Origin of the sequence: Chromohalobacter israelensis DSM 3043 (assembly GCF_000055785.1) — a bacterium.
Lineage (GTDB): Bacteria > Pseudomonadota > Gammaproteobacteria > Pseudomonadales > Halomonadaceae > Chromohalobacter > Chromohalobacter israelensis.
Window position 1 is genome coordinate 2,203,349 of sequence record NC_007963.1, and the last position, 21,048, is coordinate 2,224,396.

A 21,048-nucleotide genomic window follows, 5' to 3' on the forward strand; every position below is an offset into this window, starting at 1 on the left:
GATTAGATCACGTGACCCATTACATCCTACGCCGCCTGCTGCTGATGATTCCTACCCTGCTGGGCATCCTGCTGCTCAATTTCATCATCGTGCAGGTGGCGCCGGGCGGCCCCATCGATCAGATGCTGGCGCGCTTCGAGGGCATGGACAGCAACGCCAGCACGCGCCTCGAAAGCGGCGGCGAGACCACCGGCGACACGCGCAATGCGCGCGGCATCGATCCCCGGCTCGAACAACAACTGCGCCAGCAGTTCGGCTTCGACAAGCCGCCGGTGGAGCGTTTCGTCGACATGCTGGGCGATTACGCCACCTTCGACCTGGGCGACAGCTTCTTCCGGAGGCGGCCGGTGGTCGACTTGATCGTCGAACGTCTGCCGGTATCCATTTCCCTGGGCCTATGGACCACGCTGCTCGTCTACGCCATCTCGATTCCTCTCGGCGTGCGCAAGGCGCTGCGCCACGGCTCGCGCTTCGATGTCTGGACCTCGGGGCTGGTCATCGTCGGCTACGCCGTCCCCGGCTTCCTGTTCGCGATTCTCCTGATCGTGGTCTTCGCCGGCGGCAGCTATCTGGACTGGTTTCCCTTGCGCGGCTTGACCTCGCCCGACTTCGCCGAGCTTTCGTGGTGGGGCAAGATACAGGATTATTTCTGGCACATTGCGTTGCCCGTGCTGGCCTCGGCCATCGGCAGCTTCGCCACCCTGACCATGCTGACCAAGAACAGCTTCCTCGACGAAATTCACAAACAGTACGTGCTGACCGCCCGAGCCAAGGGAGCGAGTGACCGACGCGTGCTTTACGGTCACGTATTCCGCAATGCCATGCTGATCATCATCGCCGGACTTCCCTCGGCGCTGATCGGCATCTTCTTCACCGGCTCGTTGCTGATCGAGGTGATCTTCTCGCTGGATGGCCTGGGGCTGCTGGGCTTCGAGGCGGTCATGCAGCGCGACTACCCGGTCATCTTCGGTACTCTGTACCTGTACACGCTGATCGGGCTGGTGCTCAAGCTGATCTCCGATCTCACCTATGTGTGGGTCGACCCGCGCATCGACTTCGCGACACGGGAGGCGTGATGACAACTCGCCGGCACTTTCGCGCCTCGCCCATCGCACGCCGCCGCTGGCAGGTCTTTCGCGGCAACCGGCGTGCCTGGTGGTCGTTATGGATCTTCGCCACACTGCTGGTGATCAGCCTCGGCGCCGAGCTGATCGCCAACGACAAACCCATCGTCATGCAGTACCAGGGGCAATGGTACGTCCCCGTGCTGATCGACTACCCGGAAACCGAGTTCGACGGCTTCCTGCCCACGGCCACCGATTACCGCGACCCGGTCGTGCGCCGCCAGATCGAGGAGCGAGGCTGGATGCTATGGCCGCCCGTGGGTTTCTCCTACGAGACGCTGGACCGCGAGCTCGACGGGCCCGCGCCCTCGCCGCCCTCGGCGCGACACTGGCTGGGCACCGACGACCATGGTCGCGACGTCTTCGCCCGCGTGCTGTACGGCTTTCGCCTGTCGGTGGTGTTCGCGGTCATCCTCACCGCCGGCTCGATGGCCCTCGGGGTCCTGATCGGCGGCGTGCAAGGGTATTTCGGCGGCAAGGTCGATCTGATCGGACAGCGCATCATCGAGATCTGGTCGGGCATGCCGGTACTGTTCCTGCTGATCATCCTGGCCAGCCTCGTGCAGCCCAACCTGTGGTGGCTGCTGGGCATCATGCTGCTGTTTTCCTGGCTGGGCCTGGTGGATATCGTGCGCGCCGAGTTCCTGCGCGCCCGCAACCTGGAGTATGTCCGTGCGGCGCGCGCCATGGGCCTGCCCTCGCGCTTGATCATGTGGCGCCATGTCCTGCCCAACGCCATGGTCGCCACCCTGACCTTCATCCCGTTCCTGTTCACCGGGGCGATCACCACGCTCACTGCCCTGGACTTTCTGGGTTTCGGCTTGCCGCCGGGCTCGCCGTCGCTCGGCGAACTCGTCGCCCAGGGCAAGAACAATCTGCAGGCGCCCTGGCTGGGGATCACCGCTTTCCTGAGCCTGGGCGTCATGCTGTCGCTGCTGGTCTTCATCGGTGAAGGGCTGCGCGATGCTTTCGACCCTCGCCACGTGCTCAGCCCCCAGACCTCGCCCACAGCGAGTGCCTCGAGCGGCCTTCCAGGGAGAAGCGCGCATGGACAATGATACGGTCGTCTTCGAACTCGATGGCCTGCGCATCGCCTTCGGCGACACCACGGTGGTGGAGGACCTGTCGCTGACGCTGCGCCGCGGTGAAACCGCCGCGCTGGTCGGCGAATCGGGCTCCGGCAAGTCGGTATCCGCCCTCGGCGCGCTCGACCTGTTGCCGCCCAGCGCCAAGGTCGACGGCACGCGCCGGCTCCTGGGAGAATCGCTCGACGGTCTCCCCAAGGCGCGCTGGAATGCGCTGCGCGGCGGGCAGGTCGGTTTCGTCTTTCAGGAACCCACCACCTCGCTCAACCCGCTGCACAGCGTGGGCAAGCAGCTCGCCGAAACCTTGCGGCTGCATCAAGGGGTGCGTGGCCGTGCCGCGCGGGAACGCGCACGCGAATTGCTCGTTGCGGTGCAATTGCCCCGCCCCGATGTCCTGCTCGACGCTCACCCTCACCAGTTGTCCGGCGGGCAGCGTCAACGCGTCATGATCGCCATGGCCATCGCCAACGACCCGGCGCTGCTCATCGCCGACGAACCCACGACCGCACTCGATGTCACGGTGCAACGGGAGATCCTCGCGCTGCTGGCTCGGCTGCGGGATACCCACGGCATGGCCATGCTGTTCATCACCCATGACCTCAACCTGGTCCGTCGTCACGCGGACAGCGTGCATGTCATGAAGCAGGGCCGGCTCATCGAGAGCGGAACCGTGGCGCAGGTCTTCGACACCCCGCGCGAGGCCTACACCCGACACTTGCTCGCCGCCGAGCCCGAAGGCCGCGCCGTGGCACTGCCCGCTGCCGCCCCCACGCTGCTCGAGGCGCACGCACTCAGCGTGGCGTTCGAACAGGGCAAGTCCTGGCTGGGGCGGCGCCCCGCCCCCTTCGTCGCCGTGCATCCGCTCGACATCCAGCTGGCACGCGGCGAAACGCTGGGCCTGGTCGGGGAATCGGGCTCCGGCAAGACCACGCTGGCCATGGCGTTGCTGCGCCTCACCGCCGCCGACGGCGAGATCGTCTTCGGCGGGGAGCGCCTCGACACCTTGCGTGGCAATGCCCTGCGCCGCCGGCGCCGACGCTTTCAGGTCGTCTTTCAGGACCCCTACGGGTCGTTGTCACCCCGCATGCCGGTCATGGATATCGTCAGCGAAGGCCTGCGCTTCCACCACCCCGAACTCAGCGACGCCGAGGTCGAACGCCGTGTCGCCGCGACGCTGGACGAAGTCGGCCTGCCCGCGGATTGCGCGGCGCGTTATCCGCACGAATTCTCGGGCGGCCAGCGCCAGCGCATCGCCGTGGCGCGCGCCATCATCCTCGAGCCCGACCTGGTGGTCCTCGACGAGCCCACGTCTGCGCTGGACCGCAGCGTGCAGAAACAGCTCATTGCCCTGTTGCGGGATCTTCAGTCGCGACGCGGACTGAGCTACCTGTTCATCAGCCACGATCTCGCCGTGGTCCGCGCCATGGCACACCGGGTGATGGTGCTCAAGGATGGCCGTGTCGTCGAGCAAGGCGACTGCGACACGCTGCTCAGCCGCCCCCAGGCCGACTACACGCAGCGCCTGCTCGAGGCATCCGGCCTGGGTGACAGAACCTGATCTCTCGCCCCTGACGTGCATCGCCTGTTTCCGGGAAACGCAGGGGCAAGTATGCTATCGAGCGAGGACGATAGATAACGGTATAAATCAGACGGTATCGATTTCCGCCTGAGTGAGTTCCCGCCACTCGCCAGCCGCCAGCGCGGGATCGAGGGCGATCTCGCCGATACGCTCGCGGTGCAGGGCCACGACCTCGTTGTCGAGCGCCGCGAACATGCGCTTGATCTGGTGGAAGCGCCCTTCCTGAATCACCAGCCTGACGCGCACGCCGTCGGCGTCGTCCAATCGCTCGAGCCGAGCCGGCAGGGTCGGCTTGTCCTCGCCTTCCAGCATCAATCCCTCCGCCAGCGCCGTCTCGGCGCCCTCCGCCAGCGGCCGCGCCAGCGTCACGAGATAGTGCTTGTCGCAGCGCCGCCGGGGTGACGTCAGTCGGTGCGACCATTGACCATCCTCGGTGATCAGCACGAGCCCGGTGGTGTCGACGTCCAGACGCCCGGCGATGTGCAATCGCCCGCGCTTGGCCACGTCCAGCAGCTCGATCACCGACGGATAGCGTCCCGGTCGCGTGGTGCACTCATACCCGGCGGGCTTGTTGAGCATCAAGTAGCGCACGCCGATGCGCGCCAGGGGTTCGCCCAGCCAGCGCACGACATGTTCGTCGCCCAGCTTGAAGGCGGCGTTCTTGACGACATCGCCATTCACCTCGACCTCGCCTCGATGCAGGGCTTTCTTGGCCAGTGAGCGTGTCAGCTCGGTACTTTCACTTAAAAAACGGTCGAGACGCATGCAGGCAATTCACTCCTCGACCTGGAAACGATCGGCGTCCATCCAGGCCGGAAATTTGTCACGGAACGCACTCAGCGCCTGGCGATCCAGACAGCCGGTACGCATGAAGGGAACGTCGCGAGGCTCGTCGATCAGTGGCTCGCCCTTGAAGTCGACGAGCATCGAATCGCCGGCATAGGCCAGCCCCTTGGCATCCTCTCCCACACGATTGACGCCGATCACGTAACACAGATTCTCGACGGCGCGTGCCTGAAGCAGGGTACGCCAGGGCTGACGACGCGGTGCCGGCCAGTTGGCGACGCACAGCAGCGCATCATACTCGAAATGCTCGCCCGGCGCGGGCTGCTGGCGCAGCCAGACCGGAAACCGCAGGTCATAGCAGACGCTCAGCAGGAGCCGAAAGCCCTTGAGCTCGACCACCACGCGCTCGTTGCCCATGCCGTAACGCTCGTGCTCGCCGGCCATGCGAAACAGGTGGCGCTTGTCGTAATGCGTGATGTCGCCATCCGGACGCGCCCAGATGAGGCGGTTGAAGTACTCGCCGTCTTCGAGCACGGCCACGCTGCCCGTCACCACGCATTCCCGACGCCGCGCCTGCTCGGCCATCCAGGCGACGGTGGCGCTTTGCGCCATGGGCTCGGCCATTTCCCGGGAGTTCATGGTAAAACCCGTGGCGAACATCTCCGGCAATACGATCAAGTCCGTGTCGTCACCGGACAAGGTGCCCAGGCGCTCTTCGAGCAGTCGACAATTGGCCTGGGGGTCTTCCCAGCGCAAGTCGGCCTGCACCAGGGTGGTACGCAATTCGCTCATGTCATTCCCCTCTCGGATCACGGACTCAGTCTGAAGGCCTGCGTGCCATGGCGGCAAGTCACCTTCACTCATGCTAGATTAGCGCTTTCCGCATCGGCGTCGCCGCCGCGTTTCGAGGACTTCATGGCCCAAGACGACTCCCGCTCACCACGCGTTGCTTCACCCCCCGACAAGGCGGCCACCAAAGGCGTGGTATTCGGCCTCACCGCCTATACCCTGTGGGGATGCTTTCCGCTGTTCTTCGCGATGTTCGACGGCGTTCCCGCCTGGGAGATCCTGACCCATCGCATCATATGGGCCTGCCTGTTCCTGGTCATGGTCGTCACCCTGCTGGGGCGCTGGCAACCGGTGAAATCGGCACTGAGCTCTCCCCGGTCGCTGCCCCGCGTGCTCGGTTGCGCACTCTTGATCGGCTTCAACTGGGGACTTTACATCTACGCGGTGGAAAGCCATCAGGTCTTGCAGGCCAGCCTGGGCTATTTCATGACGCCCCTGATCAACGTGGCACTGGGCATGCTGGTGCTGCGCGAACGCATGTCGCGCCTGCAAGGCGCCGCGGTGGCCATCGCGGGCATCGCCATCGGCGTGCAACTGGTGGGACTGGGCGGCCTGCCCTGGATCAGTCTCTGTCTGGCACTGAGTTTCGGCACCTACGGCCTGCTGCGCAAGCAAGTCACGCTGGACGGGCTGTCGGGCCTGTTCGTCGAAACCCTGATCCTGATGCCGCTCGGCTTGCTGGCCGTGGCCTGGTTCGAGTTCAGCGGCCTTTCCCACTTCGGCGGCAGCGTTCGCAACACGACCCTGCTGATCGCCAGCGGTGCTCTGACGGCCCTGCCATTGCTGGCCTTCGCCGGGGCCGCGCGCCGACTGCGGCTTTCCACGGTGGGATTCTTGATGTACATCAACCCCACCCTGCAATTCCTGATCGCCCTGCTGATCTTCCAGGAACCGCTGGGGGCCCTGCAACTGGTCACGTTCGTGCTGATCTGGGCCGGATTGCTGCTTTATTCGCTGTCTGCCTGGCACGGCAGACGCGGCACGACATGAGGGAAGTGAAAGCGTAGCGGGGCGATCATCGACTAGAGTGAGTCCAGGTCCCAAGGAAACCCGTTTTGATGACGACGCGCCTCGTACTGGTAGGTGCCGGCCACGCGCACCTGCATTTGCTGCAACACGCCGACACGCTTCGTCGTGCCGGCTATCGCATCACACTCGTCGCCCCCAGCCGCTTCTGGTATTCCGGCATGGCCGCGCGGCTGTTGAGCGGCGCGCCACGCACAGAGTGCAGCCTGGATATCGCCTCGCTCAGCGTGCGTCACGCCGTCGAACACGTCACCGCCCCCTTCGCTGCCCTGGAGGTGGACTCCCGCCATGTCCTGCTGGCCGACGGCAACAACCTGGCATTCGACGTACTGTCGCTGAATGTCGGCAGCGACGTCATGCCGCCCACCGCGGGCGGCGCCACGGTCGCGGCCTGGGGGGCGGCCCGCTATTGGCACGTCAAGCCCATCGAGCGCCTCGATGCCTTGCGCCAGCACGTGCACGACGCGGCACAACGCCACCAGTCGCTGCACATGGTCGTGGTCGGCGGCGGCCCCTCGGGCGTGGAAATGGCCGCCAATCTGGCGGGACTGAGCCGCCGCCTGGGCGTGCCCAACGACGTTCGCCTGGTCACACGCCACGCGCGCTTGCTGCCCGCCGCCCCGGAGGCCGCTGCCCGATGGGCCAGCCGCCAGCTCGCTCGGCTGGGCGTCGAGTGGCGGGGCAATCTGGCACTGGATGCCGGCGCGGCATGGCTCGACGCCTTGCCCGCCGCCGCGGATGACATCGTCCTCGCCACGGGGCTGCGGCCTGCATACTGCGTCGCCGACCTGCCGCTGGATCTGGACGACAACGGCATTCGCATCCGAACGACCCTGCAAAGCGAGAGCCATGACGAGATTTTCGCCGTCGGCGATTGCGCCTCGCTGATCGAGCACGCCTTGCCCAAGCGCGGTGTCGAGGGCGTGCGACAAGGTCCCGTGCTGCTGGATAACCTGGTCGCGCTGCAACGCGGGAAGCCCCTGCGCGATTACCGTCCGCCCGGGACCGCGCTGTCGATCGTGGATCTCCACGATACGGGACTCGCGCTATACGGCACGCACTGGTGGGGAGGTCGGGGAGCCCTGCGGCTCAAGCGATACATCGACACGCGCTTCTTGAAGCGCTACCGATGAGGCATGGGCGAGACGAAGGACGCCGCGGATCGCGGCGAGCGGCGGGAAGGCTGGAAGGACGACGCCGGCGGGAAGGAAAGAACCGCCGCCATCACACCTGCATGTTCATGACGTCTTTATAGGCCGTCACCAGACGGTTGCGGACCTGCTTGCCCATTTCGAACGCCACGCTGGCCTTCTGCATGTCGACCATCACGTCGTTGAGCTCCACGCCCGGCGCGCCGGCCTCGAAGGCCTCGGCCTGGGCATTGGCGCTCTGCTGCAGGCGATTGATACGCGAAATGGCACTGTGCAGCTCGCCGGTGAAACCGCCGCTGCCCACCGCCGTGTTGACTTGACTACCCGACGTTTGCCCCGCCTGGCTGGCCAGGCTCTGCATTTGTTGAAGCGCCTGGGAAAGGGCCGGTGCACTCATGACTGTCCTCCGCTGGTCGACACAGCTCTGGGATACGTTGACTGAACCCTATCAGCAATGCGGCAAACGCCATATCTGCAATTGGCACCTAAAATATCGGCTTTTCCTCCCTTTAGGGTTTTCTTAGCTCCACATAATAGCGGTCATCACACATACGCCTCGTATCGGAGCCAACCGACCGTGACGAGACGCCAAACGATGCGCAGAATTCTGGAGTTGGACACCCCCATGCTTGCCGCTGGAACGTTTCCGTGCCTACCCCGGCGCTGCCGGAGGATGACATGAGCACAGCAGCATCCTCCTCGACCGAGGCCAATCAAGGTACGTCCGGACAGCGTCAGGGCAACGCCGCCGCACCGTCGCTCGTCGACCGGTTGCGCGGCAACCCGCGTGTCCCGCTGATCATCGCCGCCGCGGCGAGCGTGGCGATCATCGCCGCCCTGCTGATGTGGGCGCGCGCCCCCGAATACCGCGTCCTCTATTCCACGCTCACCGACGCCGATGGCGGCAAGATCGTCTCCGAGCTCGACAGCATGGGCGTGCCCTACGAGTTCAGCGAGAACGGGCAGGCGCTTCTGGTGCCCGCCGATCAGGTGAACAAGCTGCGTCTCCAGCTCGCCGAGCAGGGCCTGCCGGAAGCCTCCGGTGTCGGCTATGAACTGATGGACGAGCAATCCTTCGGCATCAGCCAGTTCACCGAACACGTCAACTACCAGCGCGCCCTCGAGGGCGAGCTCGCGCGCACCATCGAGGACCTGGGCCCCGTCTCCAAGGCCCGCGTCCATCTCGCCATGGCCAAGCCCTCGGTCTTCGTGCGCGAAAGCGAACCGGCCAGCGCCTCGGTGATGCTCGACCTGCAGCGCGGCCGTGTCCTCGGCGAAGGCCAGGTACAGGCCATCATGCACATGGTCTCGAGCAGCGTCTCCGAGCTGGCCATCAGCGACGTCGCCGTGGTCGACCAGACGGGACGTCTGCTGTCCCCCGCCAGCGATGGTAACGAGGCGCTCAATGGCTCGCAGCTCGACTACGTCGCCCGCGTCGAGCGCAACTATGCAGAACGCATCGAGTCGATCCTCGCCCCCATTCTCGGGGCGCGCAACGTCAAGGCCGAGGTGTCCGCGCAACTGGATTTCTCCGAGCGCGAAGGCACCAGTGAAACGTACGGCCCCAATCAGCCGCCCAACGAAGCCGCGGTACGCAGCGAGCAGACGAGCCTCAGCTACAGCGGCGACGGTGACCTCGCCATGGGCATCCCCGGCGCGCTGAGCAACCAGCCACCGGGGACGGCCGCCTCGCCCATCAACGCCCCCCAGGAGGACGACGCGGGCGACGGCGAAGGCGAAGACGCACAAGACGACGGCAACCAGGACGAAGACGGCGAAGCCACGACCCAGGAAAACGCGACCCTGGGGCGGACCAGCCGCGATAACACCATCAATTACGAGGTCGACCGTACCGTCGAGCACATTCAGCACGAGACCGGCACCATCGAGCGCCTCAATGCCGCCATCGTGGTCAATTACCGTGACGGCGTGGACGAGGACGGCAACCCGACGCGGGTCCCGCTGAGCGACCAGGAAATCGCCAATATCCGCAGTCTCGCCCAGCAGGCCATCGGCTTCTCGCAGGCGCGCGGCGACCAGCTCGAAGTCGTCAACTCTCCCTTCGACGACACGTCCGAGCAGCGCCCCGAGCCCGCATGGTGGGAGTCTCCCCTGCTCTGGTCGCTGGCGACCACGCTGGGGCAATACCTGCTGATCGGTCTCGTCGCCCTGTTCCTGTGGTTCAAGGTGCTGCGTCCGCTGATTCAACGCCAGACCGAGCGCCCCGCCTTCACGCCGGCCACGGCCGCGCCGGCGGGGGCCGCCGGGGGCGCCGAGGCCTACGCCGCCACCGCGGCCGAGGGCACCGGTGCCGAGGAAGAACCGCCGGCACCGCCACAGAAGCGCCGCGAGCGCCGCTCGGCCAGTTATGAACAAAACCTCCGTGACGTACGCGAGATTGCCCAGGAAGACCCGCGTCTCGTCGCCATGATCGTCAGAGGCTGGATGAGTTCCCATGAGTAAGATGAGTGGCGCCCGCCGTAGCGCAATTCTGCTGCTCTCGCTGGACGAGGACAGCGCCGCCGAGGTGTTCAAGTACCTCAGCAACAAGGAGGTCCAGGAAATCAGCCTGGAGATGGCCTCGCTGAGCCAGATCTCGCACGAAGAGATGGAAGAGGCCTTGAACGAATTCCACGACGAAATGGAACAGTTCTCGGCGGTCAACCTGCACAGCAGCGAGCACATCCGCACCGTGCTCACCAAGGCACTGGGCAGCGAGCGTGCCAACAGCCTGATCGAGGACATCCTCGAGACCACGGGCTCCGCTTCGGGCATCGACGCGCTGAACCTGATGGAAAGCACGACCGTGGCCGAGCTGATTCGCGACGAGCACCCGCAGATCATCGCCACCATCGTCATCCATCTCGACCGCAATCTGGCCGCCGACGTGCTCGAGCAACTGGACGAAAAGCTGCGCAACGACGTCGTGCTGCGCATCGCCACCTTCAGCGGCGTGCAGCCCGCTGCCCTGCAGGAGCTCACCGAGGTGCTCGGCAGCATGCTCGACGGCCAGAACGTCAAGCGCAGCAAGATGGGCGGCGTGAGAACCGCGGCCGAGATCCTCAACCTGATGAACTCGTCCCAGGAAGAGCTGGTCATCGACGCCGTTCGTGCCCACAACGACGATCTGGCCCAGCGCATCATCGACGAGATGTTCCTGTTCGAGAACATCCTCGACATCGACGATCGCGGCATCCAGCTCATCCTCAAGGAGGTCGATACCAACTCGCTGGTGGTGGCCCTCAAGGGGGCGCAGGAAGCCCTGGTCGACAAGATCACCCAGAACATGTCGCAACGTGCGGCCACCCTGCTGCGGGAAGATCTCGAAGCCCGCGGCCCGGTACGCGTGTCGCAGGTGGAGGCCGAGCAGAAAGCGGTTCTCCAGATCGTTCGCCGCCTTGCCGACAACGGCGAGATCGTGCTGAGCGGAGGCGACGACAGTTATGTCTGACAAGCCGCTATCCGATGCCGTCATCCATACGCCCGACGAACAGCGCTGGCGCCCCTGGCGCATGGACGAACTGCCGCGCGAAGACGCCGGGGCCGGCGGCAAGATCGACAGCGCGCGACTCTTCGAGCAGCGCCGTCGTCAGCAGCGTCAGCGTCTCGCCGAGGAACGCGAAGCATTGCGTCGCAAGACGCGGGAAAGCGCGCATCAGGAAGGCTACGCAGCCGGCTACGAGGAAGGACGTCAAGCCGGCTACGAACAAGGGTTGCAGGAAGGACGCGAGGCCGGCGAGCAAGAAGCACGCCGACAGCTCGACGCGGCCCTGGCGCCACTGGGACGACTGGCCGAGGACTTCCGCACATCGCTGGACGCCCTGGACACCATGCTCGCCGATCAGCTCGTCGAGCTGGCCATGCTCACCGGCCGGCATCTCGCCGGCGAGGCACTGACCGCAACGCCTGAGCAGGTCGTTACCCTCGTGCGCCAATTGCTCCACGAAGAGCCGGTGCTGAATGGTCCCACCCAGCTGTGGATGCATCCCGAGGACCTGGTCCTGGTGACCGAGCATGTGGGCAACGAGCTCGAAGCCGCCGGCTGGACCCTGCACGAAGACGCCGACCTTCAGCGCGGCGGCTGCCGGGCGGAAAGCGCCACCGGCGGTCTCGATGCCACGCTCGAAACGCGCTGGCAGGCGGCCCTCGATCAGCGCCGCAAGCGCCATGTCAGCCAACCCCAGGAGACGTCGGATGACTGAGACGCCGCTTGCCGACATGCCCGACGAGACCTCTCACACTGCTCAATGGCAGCGCGCCCTGGGCAAGGTCTCGGAGCGCATCGAGGGGCTCGAATCGCGACGCCCCCACGGCAAGATCGTGCGTGCCACCGGCCTGGTGCTCGAGGCCACCGGTCTGCGTCTGCCTCTGGGCAGCGCCTGTCTGGTCGAGCTGGCCCAGCACGGGCATGTCGGCTATGCCGAAGCCGAAGTCGTGGGCTTCGCCGGCGACCGCCTGTTCCTGATGCCGCTGGGCGACACCCACGGCCTGGTTCCCGGGGCGCGCGTGCTGACGCTGGGCAATAACCGCCAGGATGCCGCCAGCGCGCGCCGTTTCCCGCTGGGCGACGCACTCCTGGGGCGCGTGCTGGATGGCAACGGCCGCCCGCTGGACGGCAAGGGCGCACTCGATCACGCGTCCCACGCCCCGCTCTCCACCGCCCCCATCAACCCGCTGGATCGCGCGCCGATCGACAACGTCATCGATGTCGGCATTCGCGCCATCAACGGCCTGCTGAGCGTCGGGCGCGGCCAGCGCATGGGCCTGTTCGCCGGCTCGGGGGTGGGCAAGAGCGTGTTGCTGGGTATGATGTCGCGCTACACCCAGGCCGACGTGATCGTGGTCGGCCTGATCGGCGAGCGTGGCCGCGAGGTCAAGGACTTCATCGAAAACATCCTCGGCCCCGAGGGCCGCGAGCGCGCCGTGGTCGTCGCCGCCCCGGCCGACGTATCCCCCTTGCAGCGCTTGCAGGGGGCCTCCTACGCCACGCGCATCGCCGAAGGGTTCCGCGACGAGGGCCGCAACGTCCTGCTGATCATGGACTCGCTGACCCGCTATGCCATGGCCATGCGCGAAATCGCCCTCGCCGTGGGCGAGCCCCCGGCCACCAAGGGCTATCCGCCGTCGGTCTTCGCGCGCCTGCCCGGTCTCGTCGAGCGCGCGGGCAACGGCCGGCCCGGCGGCGGTTCGATCACGGCGTTCTATACCGTGCTGACCGAGGGCGACGACCAGCAGGACCCGATCGCCGACGCCGCACGGGCGATTCTCGACGGGCACGTCGTCCTGTCGCGCCAGCTGGCCGAAAGCGGGCACTACCCCGCCATCGACATCGAGGCGTCGATCAGCCGCGCCATGACGGCCATCGTCGAGGGCGATCACCAGCGCCGCGCACAACGTTTCAAGCAGTTGTTCTCGCGTTATCAACGCAACCGCGACTTGATCAGCGTCGGCGCCTATGCCGCCGGCCACGACCCGCAGCTCGACCGCGCCGTCGCGCTGTACCCGCGTCTCGAGGCCTTTCTTCAGCAAGGGATCGACGAACGCGCCGATGTCGACTCGACGCTCGACGCCCTGGCCTCGCTGTTTCCGGAGACGCGCTGATGCCATTCACCCTGCATTGCGGTAAGGAGGTCTCATGAACGCACGCTCCCCGCTGACCACACTCAAGGATCTTGCGCAGGATACCTGCGACCAGGCCGCGCAATCGCTGGGGCATTCACGGCGCAAGCTGCAGGAAGCCCAGCAGCGCCTGGATCAGTTGCTGACCTATCGGCACGAATATCGCCAGCGCCTGGAAAACAGCATGCAGCAGGGCATCGAGCCTGCCAACTGGCACAACTATCAACAGTTTCTGGCCTCGCTCGACCAGGCGATCGCCGGTCAGCGCCAGGCCGTCAACGATCAGCAGCGCCACCTCGACCGCCAACAGCAGGCATGGCAGGGTGAGCGTCGCAAGCTCAACACCTACGACACGCTGATCACGCGCCGTGACAACGCCGAGCAACAACGCGCGGCGCGGCGCGAGCAGCAACTCTTCGACGAAATGTCGGCGCGCATGACACGCCGCCAAGCGAACGACCGTGGCCTCGATGTCACAACGACCGATTCGTCCGCTTCCACTACCCGCTTTTGACGAGGCATGCACATGGATATTGCCCTGCTCAACACCCTTCAAGGCGGTAACCAAGCCTCCGCCACCACGCCCGGCAGCGCGGGAAGTCAGCGCGGCGGCAAGAGCGCCGACGACAACGCCTCGCCATTTGCCAGTCTGCTCGGCAAGGCCCGTGGTGCCGGCGATGCCAGTCAAGAAGGCGCTGTACGCGAACTGGCCGGGAGCGCCTCCAAGAAGGATGGCAGCGACCTGCTGGCGACGGTGAACGCTCTCTTGCAAAGCGACGACGGCGCCAAGCTGCTCGACGAGTGGCTGGCCAGCGGCGACGCGGGCGAGCTCGACGCACTTGTCGAACGACTGGCTTCACAGAGCGAAGCGCTCGGTGATGCCCTGTCGGATAGCGACGCACTCGACAATGAGGCGCTTGCCGCCCTGCTCGTCTCGCAGCTCTCCTCGTCGAGTGCCCAGAACACGGCCAGTGTCACCTCCTCTGCCACGCAACAGCCGACCAGCACCACTCAGAGTGCGCTGTCATTGAGCGACATCCAGCAACGCATGCTGCTCATCCAGCAAGCGGGCCAGGGAGGCAACGGCGATGCCTCATCCCGTCAGGACCTCATGGCGCGCCTTGCCAATGCCGCCTCCGGTGACAGTCAGGCCAGCCAATCCCTGACCCAGTTGCTGCAAGGCGCCCAGGGGCAAGCCAACCAGTCGGCCTCTCAGCTGCAGGGCAGCAATCAGCTCACGCCCTCGGCCGTCTTCGGTGCCAACCTGGTGCAACAGGCGCAGTCCGCCGCCAATGCACAGCGTGGTGACCTGCTCGCCACCCAGGGGGGCGATCGGAGCAGCCCCGACAACGCCTTGCTGACCGGACTGGGGAACGCCACCTCGCCTTCCGGTATGACGGGCAGTGCCGCCAACGCCGCCGGCAATGCGGCAAGCGCCACCCCGACCGCCACCTTGACGCCACAGGTCGGCATGAACGAATGGGGACAAGCGCTGGGTCAGCAGGTCGTGCGCATGGCACAACGCGGCGACCAGCAGGTCGAGTTGCGCCTCCATCCGGCCGAACTCGGACCGATGAGCGTCTCGCTCAAGATGGGCGACCAGCAGCAGGCGAATCTCCAGTTCTTCTCTGCCCACGGGGCCGTGCGTCATGCCCTGGAAGCGGCCATCCCGCAATTGCGCGAGGCCCTGGCCGACAGCGGCATCGCCCTGGGTGAAACCTCGGTCGGCGAGCAGGACCAGTTTCAGCAGCAGTCCGATGGACAGCCGGGCCAGCCCTCACGCGAGGGCACGCCCGGCCAGGCACTGGCAGGCAGTGACACCGGCGCCGAGATGCCCAGCCTGACCGAGACATCGCTGCATTACGTCACGTCGTCGGGCATCAACCTTTATGCCTGAGCGTGTCTGCCGATAACCCGATGAGAGGCGTCCGCCAGCGGGCGCTTCGACAAAGCCCGAAGTGGCGTGCGTGAAGCTTCCTATTCGAGCAATCGAATGGCGGCCAACATCGCCATACTCGGTCCCACTCATTTACGTCGAAGCGAATGACAGAAACGATGGCCAAGTCTCAATCGGCAACTGACAAGCGCAGCAAGTCCCTCTGGTTACTGGGGCTTCTCATCGTATTGTTCTCGGTGGGTAGCTCCATCGGGGTCTACCTCTTCATGGACTCGCGCCAGCAGGCGTCGGCAAATGAAGAAACCACCGAACCCAAAGAGGCGCCCGCGCCCATTTTCGTCAAGATCGAGCCGTTCACGATCAATCTGCAAAGCGACGAATACAGCGATCGCCTGCTGTATGTCGGCCTGTCGCTGAAAGTCGGCGACGAAACCACCCGGGCCTTTCTCGAGGAATACATGCCGGAGGTCCGCAGTCGTTTGCTGATGCTGCTTTCCGGCCAGCAGGCCGACACGCTCATCAAGCCCGAGGGCAAGCAGCGCCTCGCCAACCAGATACTGGCGATGTTCGATGAACCGCTGACCGAGCCGCAGCCGTCTCTGGACGTCACCGGCGTGCTATTCTCCGAATTCATTGTGCAATAAGACGATATGTCCCAAGACGATCTGCTCTCGCAGGAAGAGATCGACGCCCTTCTCAAGGGCGTCAGCGGTGACGAGGATAACGCGCAGGACGAACGGGCCTCGCGCGAGGGGAAAGTGCGTCCGTTCGACCCCGCCAAGCAGCATCGCATCATTCGCGAGCGGCTTCATGCGCTGGACATCATCAACGAACGTTTCGCGCGCCAGTTCCGGGTCGCGCTTTTCAACCTGATGCGGCGCAGTGCCGACATCACGGTGGAAAGCGTCCGTTATCAGAGCTATAGCGAATTTTCGCGGAACCTGCCGGTCCCCACCAATCTCAACTTGATCACCATGAAGCCCCTGCGCGGCTCGGCGCTGGTGGTCTTTCCGCCGAGCCTGGTGTTCATGGTGGTCGACAACCTGTTCGGCGGTGACGGCCGCTTCCTGACCAAGTCCGAGGGACGCGAGTTCACGCGAACCGAACAGCGCATCATCCATCGCATGCTCAAGATGGCGCTGGAAGGCTACAGCGAATCGTGGAAATCGGTCTATCCACTGGACATCGAGTACACGCGTTCGGAACTGCAGGTGAAGTTCGCCAACATCACCAACTCGCCGAACGAGATCGTCGTCAACAGCACCTTCCACGTGGAGGTCGGCAATCTCTCGAGCGAGTTCAACATCTGCATTCCCTACTCGATGATCGAGCCGATTCGCGACATTCTCGCCAGCCCGCTGCACGACACGCATCCCGACGAGGAGCAGCAGTGGGAAGCGCGCATGGCGCATGAAATCCGCCACTCGTCCGTGGAGTTGACCGCCGACTTCGTCGATATCCCGCTGCGCCTGCGGGATGTGACCCAACTGTCGGTGGGCGACATCATTCCCATCGAGCTACCCGAGGCAGTGAATGTCAGTGTCGACGGCATACCCGTGATGACGTGCGACTACGGCAGCCAGAAATCCCAGCGCGCCTTGCGCGTCAGGCACCTCATCGAACACGGCTCGAGCCAAGTTGCAGCGAAGGATCCGAAAGATGACTGACCCCCAAAACCCAGACAAGAAAGGCACCGAGGACGAGTGGGCCGAGGCCATGGCGCAGCAGCAGGCCGAGGAAGGCAACGATGAGACCTCCGACGACGCGGAAGAGGACCTTTGGGCCGCCGCGATGGCGGAGCAGCAGGCCACCGAGGACGAAGCCAACGCCGAGGCGAGCGATCCCGCGCCGGACAAGTCCCAGGCGCAAAACGCCGATCACGAGGTGTTCAAGCCGCTCGACGAGGGCGCCTCGTCTACCACGCCCCGCGATCTCGACCTGATCATGGACATCCCGGTCAAGCTCAGCGTGGAGCTGGGCCGGACCAAGATCACCATCAAGCAGCTTCTCGAGCTCGCCCAGGGGTCCGTGATCGAGCTGGATGGCCTCGCCGGCGAGCCCATGGACATCCTCATCAATGGCTACCTGATCGCGCAAGGGGAAGTCGTGGTCGTGGATGACAAGTACGGCATCCGCATCACGGAAATCATCACCCCGTCGGAACGCGTCAAAAAGCTGAACAAATGAGTGTCGCCGATAGCGCCCGCGAAGCGGCCGTGTCACTCGACGGTAGCGGCGACACCGTGATGGGCGCCGCCTGGATCGGCAAGACCGCGCTCTCCTTGCTGCTGGTCGTCGCCATCATCGTCTTCTGCGCATGGCTGCTGCGCCGCCTCACGCCGGGACGCCTGCGGGCGTCCCGTCACGTCAAGGTCGTGGCCAACACCGCCATTGGCCAGCGCGAGCGCGTGACCATCGTCGAAATCGAGGGCCGCTGGCTGGTCCTCGGCGTAGGCGGTGGCCAAGTCTCGCTGCTCAAGGACATGCCGGCCGCCGAAGACGATACGGCAGCGACGCAACCGTCGCCGGCCCCGCTGACCGGCAGCTTCGCGCAACGCTTTCGCCAGGCGCTGGCCCAGAATATCGGAGGCCGGCCATCCGCCACCGAGGATGCCGCGTCAAGCAGCCAGCGCTCCCGGGACGAAAACGCACCGGACAAGGAAGCCGACCGATGAACGTCGCTGTCATGCTGCGTTGCGGACTCGCCGTATTGCTGCTGGCCTGGCCGGCCTTCGGTTGGGGGCAGGAAATTTCCGGCATCGTCAGCGAGCCCACCGGCGATGGCGGCCAGCAATGGTCGCTGAGCCTGCAGACGCTGCTGTTTCTCAGCTCGCTGGCCTTCCTGCCGGCGCTGCTGCTGGGCATGACCTGCTTTACGCGCATCATCATCGTGCTCAGCCTGTTGCGCACCGCGATCGGTACCCAATCGACGCCGCCCAATCAGGTGCTCCTCGGCCTGGCGCTCTTCATGACCTTCTTCATCATGTCGCCGGTGCTGGATCGCGTGCACGAGCAGGCCTGGGTGCCCTTCTCCGAGGAGCGGATCAGCCTCGAGCAAGCCCTGGAACAGGGCAGTCAGCCGTTCCGGGAGTTCATGTTCGGCCAGACCCGTGAAACCGATCTGGCGCTCTTCGCGCGCATGGCCGACGCCGATGAAATGCAGGGCCCCGAAGACGTCCCGATGCGTCTGCTGATACCGGCCTTTTTGACCAGCGAGCTGAAGACGGCATTCCAGATCGGGTTCAGCATCTTCATCCCCTTCTTGATCATCGATCTCGTGGTGGCCAGTGTCCTGATGGCACTGGGGATGATGATGGTGCCGCCCGCGACCATCTCGCTGCCCTTCAAGCTGATGCTGTTCGTGCTCGTCGACGGCTGGCAGTTATTGATCGGCTCCCTGGCCGAAAGCTTCTACATGTAAACGGCGGGCGGCCGTGTGCCGGCCACCTGCACGAGAACGACGCGAGGAGATTCCGCCATGACACCCGAGATGGTCATGGGGTTGGCGTACCAGGGCATGAAGGTCACCCTGATGCTGGCAGGCCCCCTACTCATGACGGCGCTGTTGATCGGCCTGCTGGTCAGCCTGTTCCAGGCCGCGACCCAGATCAACGAGATGACGCTGACGTTCATTCCCAAGATCCTGGGGGTGTTCGGCGCCCTGGTCGTCGCAGGCCCCTGGCTGATCCAGACCATCGTCGACTTCACGCGGGAGCTGTTCCTCAACCTGCCCTCGATGGTCAGCTGACCCCACATGGTACAGGTGACGTTCGCGCAGCTGCATGAATGGCTCACGCTGTTCTTCTGGCCGTTCGTTCGCATCCTGGCGTTCCTGGCGGCATCGCCGATCTGGAATCAGCACGGCGTGCCGCGCCAGGCGTCCGTGCTGCTGGGCGCCCTGATGGCCTTCGCCATCGGCCCCGCCCTGCCTCCCATGCCCGATACGCCCATCGTCTCGATCGGCGGCCTGGGCATACTCATCCAGGAAATGCTGATCGGCATTGCGCTGGGCATGGTCTTGCGCGTCACCATCGCCGTGGTGCAAGCCGCCGGCGAGTTCATCGGACTGCAGATGGGGCTTGCCTTCGCCACCTTCTTCACGCCGGGCGTCGGCAACAGCATGGTGCTGTCACGCATCTTCCAGATGATCACGCTATTGATGTTCCTGGCCCTCAACGGGCACTTGATCGCCCTGGAGATACTCGCCAATTCCTTCCAGACGCTCCCCGTCGGCGGGCCGAGAGTCGACGGAAGCGCGGGCGAGGTCATTGCTCGCTGGGGCGGCGAGATATTCACCTCCGGCGTGTTGATGGCCCTGCCTCTGATCGTCTCGTTGTTGATCATCAACCTGACGCTCGGCGTGCTCAACCGCGCCTCGCCGCAGCTGTCGATCTTCTCGATCGGCTTCCCCATGACCCTGACCACCGGCGTGGTGCTGCTGATGACGCTCATGCCGGACCTGCTGCGCTTCCTCGAGATCCTGTTCAGCAACAGCTTCAGTACCATGCAGGAGGTGGTCCAGCGCCTGGGCAGTGGCTAGAGGGCATCCAATGCACGCATGATCCGCCATTGCCCCCACGCACCGCCTATGAAAGAAAACGCCACGTCCCAAGGGAGTGGCGTTTTCTCTGCCTGAACGTCGCGGCCCGATTCAAACCCGACGCATTCGGAGATGGCAGGCTCAGTTGAGGAACTGGAACAGCGACATCTGCTGAATGTCGGCGAAGGATTTCTGCGATGCCTGCAGCCCGACCTGGCTCAGCATGTAGTCGGAAATCGCCGTGTTGTAATCCAGATCGACGAGATCGGAACGCGTCTGTTCGTAGGCGATTTCGCGGTTGCCGCCAACGTCGTCCAGCGCGTCCAGTTCGTTCATCCGCGCACCCACCGAGGCCCGCGTGGTCAGCACGTTGTCCAGCGAGGCATCCAGCTTGCGGCTCGCGGTGGACAGCGTGTTATCCAGCGCGGCTTGATCGGCATCGGTCTCGACGGGCTGACGCAGGGCATTGATGGTATCGCCGATGGTCTTGAACAGGCTGGCCTGCTCCTGACTCATGTCGCCTCCCGGCGTGACGGTAAACGAGTCACCGGCCGCCGGCTCGCCCTCCAGCGTCAACGCCATGCCACCGAACTCGATGGTCTCGCCGTCGGTGTAGGCAACGTTCGTCTGGTCGGCAAACCCCGCCCCGGAGCTTGAAATGTCATAGGTACCATCGCCGTTGAAACTGATGTCGAAGGTCTCGCCGTAACCGGCGGCATCGGCATCGCGAACGTCAGGGCCGGAAAAGGTCACGTTTCCCGTATTGCCCTCATCGGCTTCGGCGATATATTCGCTGCCCGCCGAGAAGCGCATGAATACATCGGTGCCGGTATCGCTGGTCTTCATGAGGCGTTCGGCATCGATCTTCTGCTGCTTGACGCCCTGATCGCCTTCATACGAGATGGTGTCGACAGCATCGCCCGCATCGGTACGCGAGAAGGCCTTGGCGTTGTCCTGATAGCCGCTGAACAGGTAAGTACCGTTGCCGTCGGTGGTATTGGCAAGCCCCACCAGCGTCTCGAACGCGCCCTCGAGATCGGACGCCAGCGATTCGCGATCGGCATCGCTCAGAGTGCCGTTACCGGCCTGCACGACCAGGGACTTGGCCGAGCCGATGGCATCGCTGACACTGTTGAGGACGCTCTCTTCCTGGCTCAACGAATTGCGTGCCGTCACCCGGCTGCTTTCCTGCTGCGCATTGACTGCCAGCGACTGCGACACGCTCACCGCCCGTGCGGCGGCACGGGGGTCGTCGGACGGGTTCACCACCCGCTTGCCGGACGCGATCTGCTGGCCGACGTCCATGAAGTTCTGCTGCTGGCGATTCATTGCCGAAACGCCCTGCTCGTACATCGTTACGGTGCTGATACGCATCTTCGCTTACCTCGTCAC

22 protein-coding genes are annotated in these 21,048 nt (G+C 64.9%); 18 read left to right on the forward strand and 4 right to left on the reverse strand.

Features of this window, described 5'->3' with window-relative positions; all coding sequences use genetic code 11:
• The first annotated feature begins 11 nt into the window (after positions 1–11).
• Genes CSAL_RS09890 through CSAL_RS09900 form a run of 3 tightly spaced genes read left to right on the forward strand, consistent with a single transcriptional unit; the run spans position 12 to position 3,767 of the window.
• Positions 12–1,076, forward strand: a complete 1,065-nt coding sequence (locus CSAL_RS09890) for a microcin C ABC transporter permease YejB (RefSeq protein ID WP_011507245.1) — start codon at positions 12–14, stop codon at positions 1,074–1,076.
• Entirely contained in the window at positions 1,076–2,182 is a 1,107-nt protein-coding gene (locus tag CSAL_RS09895) for an ABC transporter permease (RefSeq protein WP_011507246.1), read from the forward strand. Before CSAL_RS09890 ends, CSAL_RS09895 begins: the two co-directional genes overlap by 1 nt.
• Positions 2,172–3,767 (forward strand): ABC transporter ATP-binding protein, encoded by a 1,596-nt coding sequence (locus CSAL_RS09900; RefSeq protein WP_011507247.1) that lies wholly within the window; start codon positions 2,172–2,174, stop codon positions 3,765–3,767. The genes CSAL_RS09895 and CSAL_RS09900 overlap by 11 nt, the downstream gene beginning before the upstream one ends.
• 87 nt (positions 3,768–3,854) lie before the next feature.
• Here the strand turns inward: CSAL_RS09900 and rsuA are convergent, their stop codons facing one another.
• Both rsuA and CSAL_RS09910 read right to left on the reverse strand, forming a co-directional pair.
• Positions 3,855–4,553, reverse strand: coding sequence for a 16S rRNA pseudouridine(516) synthase RsuA (gene rsuA, locus CSAL_RS09905; protein ID WP_011507248.1), 699 nt, complete (start codon positions 4,551–4,553; stop codon positions 3,855–3,857).
• A gap of 9 nt (positions 4,554–4,562) precedes the next feature.
• Positions 4,563–5,366, reverse strand: a complete 804-nt coding sequence (locus CSAL_RS09910) for an amidohydrolase (protein WP_043558334.1) — start codon at positions 5,364–5,366, stop codon at positions 4,563–4,565.
• 123 nt (positions 5,367–5,489) lie between these two features.
• Here CSAL_RS09910 and rarD point away from each other — a divergent pair, with 123 nt between their 5' ends.
• Positions 5,490–6,413: an EamA family transporter RarD gene (gene rarD / locus CSAL_RS09915; protein WP_011507250.1), complete on the forward strand. Its 924-nt coding sequence runs from the start codon at positions 5,490–5,492 to the stop codon at positions 6,411–6,413.
• A 68-nt stretch (positions 6,414–6,481) separates the two neighbouring features.
• On the forward strand, positions 6,482–7,582 hold the full coding sequence (locus CSAL_RS09920; protein WP_011507251.1) for an NAD(P)/FAD-dependent oxidoreductase: 1,101 nt from the start codon (positions 6,482–6,484) through the stop codon (positions 7,580–7,582).
• 91 nt (positions 7,583–7,673) lie between these two features.
• On the opposite strand, the gene fliE is transcribed toward CSAL_RS09920, so the two are convergent.
• The gene (fliE, locus tag CSAL_RS09925) at positions 7,674–7,997 is read right to left on the reverse strand and encodes a flagellar hook-basal body complex protein FliE (RefSeq protein WP_011507252.1); all 324 of its coding nucleotides are present in this window, start codon (positions 7,995–7,997) and stop codon (positions 7,674–7,676) included.
• A 281-nt stretch (positions 7,998–8,278) separates the two neighbouring features.
• Between fliE and fliF the strand changes: the two genes are divergently transcribed.
• The 13 genes from fliF to fliR all read left to right on the forward strand — a co-directional run bounded on the left by fliF (position 8,279) and on the right by fliR (position 19,656).
• A complete protein-coding gene (gene fliF / locus CSAL_RS09930; protein WP_011507253.1) occupies positions 8,279–10,063 on the forward strand; it encodes a flagellar basal-body MS-ring/collar protein FliF in 1,785 nt (594 codons plus the stop codon).
• Positions 10,056–11,051: a flagellar motor switch protein FliG gene (gene fliG / locus CSAL_RS09935; RefSeq protein WP_011507254.1), complete on the forward strand. Its 996-nt coding sequence runs from the start codon at positions 10,056–10,058 to the stop codon at positions 11,049–11,051. The genes fliF and fliG overlap by 8 nt, the downstream gene beginning before the upstream one ends.
• Positions 11,044–11,802, forward strand: coding sequence for a flagellar assembly protein FliH (locus CSAL_RS09940; RefSeq protein WP_011507255.1), 759 nt, complete (start codon positions 11,044–11,046; stop codon positions 11,800–11,802). The genes fliG and CSAL_RS09940 overlap by 8 nt, the downstream gene beginning before the upstream one ends.
• A complete protein-coding gene (fliI, locus tag CSAL_RS09945; protein WP_011507256.1) occupies positions 11,795–13,201 on the forward strand; it encodes a flagellar protein export ATPase FliI in 1,407 nt (468 codons plus the stop codon). The genes CSAL_RS09940 and fliI overlap by 8 nt, the downstream gene beginning before the upstream one ends.
• Positions 13,202–13,235: 34 nt before the next feature.
• On the forward strand, positions 13,236–13,733 hold the full coding sequence (gene fliJ, locus CSAL_RS09950) for a flagellar export protein FliJ (protein ID WP_011507257.1): 498 nt from the start codon (positions 13,236–13,238) through the stop codon (positions 13,731–13,733).
• Between the two features lie 12 nt (positions 13,734–13,745).
• A complete protein-coding gene (locus tag CSAL_RS16955; protein WP_011507258.1) occupies positions 13,746–15,116 on the forward strand; it encodes a flagellar hook-length control protein FliK in 1,371 nt (456 codons plus the stop codon).
• 158 nt (positions 15,117–15,274) lie between these two features.
• A complete protein-coding gene (gene fliL, locus CSAL_RS09960; protein ID WP_043558338.1) occupies positions 15,275–15,760 on the forward strand; it encodes a flagellar basal body-associated protein FliL in 486 nt (161 codons plus the stop codon).
• A gap of 6 nt (positions 15,761–15,766) precedes the next feature.
• Complete coding sequence (fliM, locus tag CSAL_RS09965) at positions 15,767–16,783, forward strand: flagellar motor switch protein FliM (RefSeq protein WP_011507260.1); 1,017 nt, start codon at positions 15,767–15,769, stop codon at positions 16,781–16,783.
• Positions 16,776–17,303: a flagellar motor switch protein FliN gene (gene fliN, locus CSAL_RS09970; protein WP_011507261.1), complete on the forward strand. Its 528-nt coding sequence runs from the start codon at positions 16,776–16,778 to the stop codon at positions 17,301–17,303. Before fliM ends, fliN begins: the two co-directional genes overlap by 8 nt.
• The gene (gene fliO, locus CSAL_RS09975) at positions 17,300–17,791 is read left to right on the forward strand and encodes a flagellar biosynthetic protein FliO (RefSeq protein ID WP_011507262.1); all 492 of its coding nucleotides are present in this window, start codon (positions 17,300–17,302) and stop codon (positions 17,789–17,791) included. Before fliN ends, fliO begins: the two co-directional genes overlap by 4 nt.
• On the forward strand, positions 17,788–18,537 hold the full coding sequence (gene fliP / locus CSAL_RS09980; protein ID WP_011507263.1) for a flagellar type III secretion system pore protein FliP: 750 nt from the start codon (positions 17,788–17,790) through the stop codon (positions 18,535–18,537). Before fliO ends, fliP begins: the two co-directional genes overlap by 4 nt.
• Before the next feature lie 57 nt (positions 18,538–18,594).
• On the forward strand, positions 18,595–18,864 hold the full coding sequence (gene fliQ, locus CSAL_RS09985) for a flagellar biosynthesis protein FliQ (protein WP_011507264.1): 270 nt from the start codon (positions 18,595–18,597) through the stop codon (positions 18,862–18,864).
• A gap of 6 nt (positions 18,865–18,870) precedes the next feature.
• Entirely contained in the window at positions 18,871–19,656 is a 786-nt protein-coding gene (gene fliR, locus CSAL_RS09990; RefSeq protein WP_011507265.1) for a flagellar biosynthetic protein FliR, read from the forward strand.
• Positions 19,657–19,797: 141 nt separating this feature from the next.
• Here fliR and flgL read toward each other — a convergent pair whose 3' ends face one another.
• Positions 19,798–21,030: a flagellar hook-associated protein FlgL gene (gene flgL, locus CSAL_RS09995; RefSeq protein WP_011507266.1), complete on the reverse strand. Its 1,233-nt coding sequence runs from the start codon at positions 21,028–21,030 to the stop codon at positions 19,798–19,800.
• Between the last annotated feature and the right edge of the window lie 18 nt (positions 21,031–21,048).